This window comes from Kitasatospora sp. NPDC057738, assembly GCF_042798815.1.
Lineage (GTDB): Bacteria > Actinomycetota > Actinomycetes > Streptomycetales > Streptomycetaceae > Kitasatospora > Kitasatospora lactacystinica.
This window is the reverse complement of sequence record NZ_JBHVJT010000034.1, coordinates 1-2,009: the sequence shown is the minus strand read 5'-3', so window position 1 is coordinate 2,009 and position 2,009 is coordinate 1. Positions and strand designations below refer to the sequence as shown.

Annotated in this window: 2 protein-coding genes and 1 tRNA gene; 2 read left to right on the top strand and 1 reads right to left on the bottom strand. The window is 72.8% G+C overall.

Going from position 1 to position 2,009, the window contains the following annotated elements; genetic code table 11:
- Positions 1 to 14: 14 nt before the first annotated feature.
- Positions 15 to 86, top strand: a tRNA-Val gene (locus tag ACFVGO_RS19720).
- A gap of 351 nt (positions 87 to 437) precedes the next feature.
- On the opposite strand, the gene ACFVGO_RS19715 is transcribed toward ACFVGO_RS19720, so the two are convergent.
- On the bottom strand, positions 438 to 635 hold the full coding sequence (locus ACFVGO_RS19715) for a hypothetical protein (protein WP_359915397.1): 198 nt from the start codon (positions 633 to 635) through the stop codon (positions 438 to 440).
- 406 nt (positions 636 to 1,041) lie between these two features.
- On the opposite strand from ACFVGO_RS19715, the gene ACFVGO_RS19710 reads away from it, so the two are divergent.
- On the top strand, positions 1,042 to 2,009 hold a 968-nt coding region (locus ACFVGO_RS19710), incomplete at its 3' end, for a serine/threonine-protein kinase (protein ID WP_380633104.1).

Genomic DNA, 2,009 nt, shown 5'->3' with positions numbered 1-2,009 from the left:
GACCGCCACATCAGGCGCGATTAGCTCAGCGGGAGAGCACTACCTTGACACGGTAGGGGTCACTGGTTCAATCCCAGTATCGCGCACAGTAACGGCCGGGGCCGCGATCCATGAGGATCGCGGCCCCGGCCTTTTGTCGTCCCGTTCCGGTGGTTCCCCGGGCCCGGACGACCGGGGCGTCCCGGACGACCGGGGCGGCCGGGGCGGCCGGCGACTCGGCCGGCGAGAACAGGGCTGGGAAAAGAGAAGAGCCGCGTACGGACGCCCTCACCGACGTCCGTACGCGGCGTCTCCGCCTGCCGGGGCGCTCTGCGCACCGCTCTCGCCCGTCCGCGTGTCATCGCGGCCGCGGCCTCCCCGGCGGCACCGCTCCCCGTCCCCAGGGGTTCGGTGCCCGTCTTCGACCGGCCTCGGGGCCGGAGTCCTTCTTTCCCCGCTCAGCGGGTGATCAGATCGGCGACGGCCTGGGCCTGGTTCGCCATCTGCTCCCACCCGCCGAACAGCAGCACCAGGAGCACGGCGCACGGCAGGGCCATGGCCAGCGCAACGGCGGGGTGCCGCGTGGGCTGCTCGGTGGACCGGGACTGGACGGAGGCCGGCCGACGGCGGGGGGTTCCCGTGATCTGCGGTGCCATGTCCTTGCTCCTGATCCGGTCGAGTTGGCGCGGTGGACGGCTTACCTCGGGGGACGAGCTCCCCGTCCACCGCTGGACACAACGCTATTGGCCGGAGGGTCCTCCGGGCGTCATGCCGTCGTACTGTTCCTCGGACGTCCGGGAGGATGACGATCCGACTCGGGGCCTACTACCGCAGGGGGACGGAAGGCTCATCCGACCCCCGAGGGAACCCTGAGGGGCAACCCCGAGAAGCCCTTCGACGTCCTTGTGACCTGCAGGTCAACGCAAGATCCGACAATCGCACGGTGGCTTCAGGTGTTGCGTATCAGCACACCGCAGCGGGCAGTCCGTAAGCTGTGCCAGACAGGAACTGACGATGGCCCAACCGACGGGGCCTCACCCACAGGCTGACGGGGAACGAAACATGGCGATGATGCGGCTGAGGCGTGAGGACCCCCGCATCGTCGGGCCGTACCGCCTGCACCGGCGACTGGGCGCCGGCGGCATGGGCGTGGTCTACCTCGGCTCCGACCGCCGCGGGCAGCGCGTCGCCCTCAAGCTGATCCGCGCCGAGCTCGCCGAGGACCAGGAGTTCCGCACCCGCTTCGCCCGCGAGATCGCCGCCGCCTCCCGGATCCGGGGCGGCTGCACCGCGCGCGTGGTCGGCTCGGACATCGAGACCGAACGGCCCTGGCTGGCCACCGCGTACGTGCCGGGGCCCTCGCTCTACAAGCGGGTCGGCGACGAAGGACCGCTCAACTGGCCCGAGGCCGCCCGGATCGGGGCCGCGCTCGCCGACGGACTGGTCAAGGTGCACGAGGCGGGAGTGGTCCACCGGGACCTCAAGCCGTCCAACATCCTGCTCTCGCCCCGAGGCCCGCGGATCATCGACTTCGGCATCGCGTGGTCGCGCGGCGCCAGCACGCTCACCCACGTCGGCACCGCGGTCGGCTCCCCCGGCTTCCTCGCGCCCGAGCAGGTCCGCGGGGTCGCCGTCACACCCGCCACCGACGTCTTCGCCTTCGGGGCCACCCTCGCGTACGCACTCACGGGGGACACCCCGTTCGGCTCCGGGGCGTCCTCCGAAGTGATGCTGTACCGGGTCGTCCACGAGGAGCCCGACCTCTCCGCCGTACCGCCGCAACTGGCACCGCTCATCCGGGCCTGCCTGGCCAAGGAACCCGCCGAACGCCCCGGAGCCGCCGCGCTGCACGAGCGGCTCAGCGAACTGGCGGCGCGCGGTTCGGCCGCCGGGAACCCCGGCGGCGCCCGCGGCACACGACCCGCACGGACCGCCCCCGCACCCGCACCGGCCCAGCAGGAGAACGGCCGGCAGAGCGTGCCGGCCCCCGGACGCCCGCCCGAGCCGCCCGCCGCGGCACGGGCCCGGGC

Coding starts and splice junctions, on each gene's coding strand:
- ACFVGO_RS19715 (WP_359915397.1), bottom strand. CDS start 635: ATGGCACCGCAGATCACGGGAACCCCCCGCCGTCGGCCGGCCTCCGTC.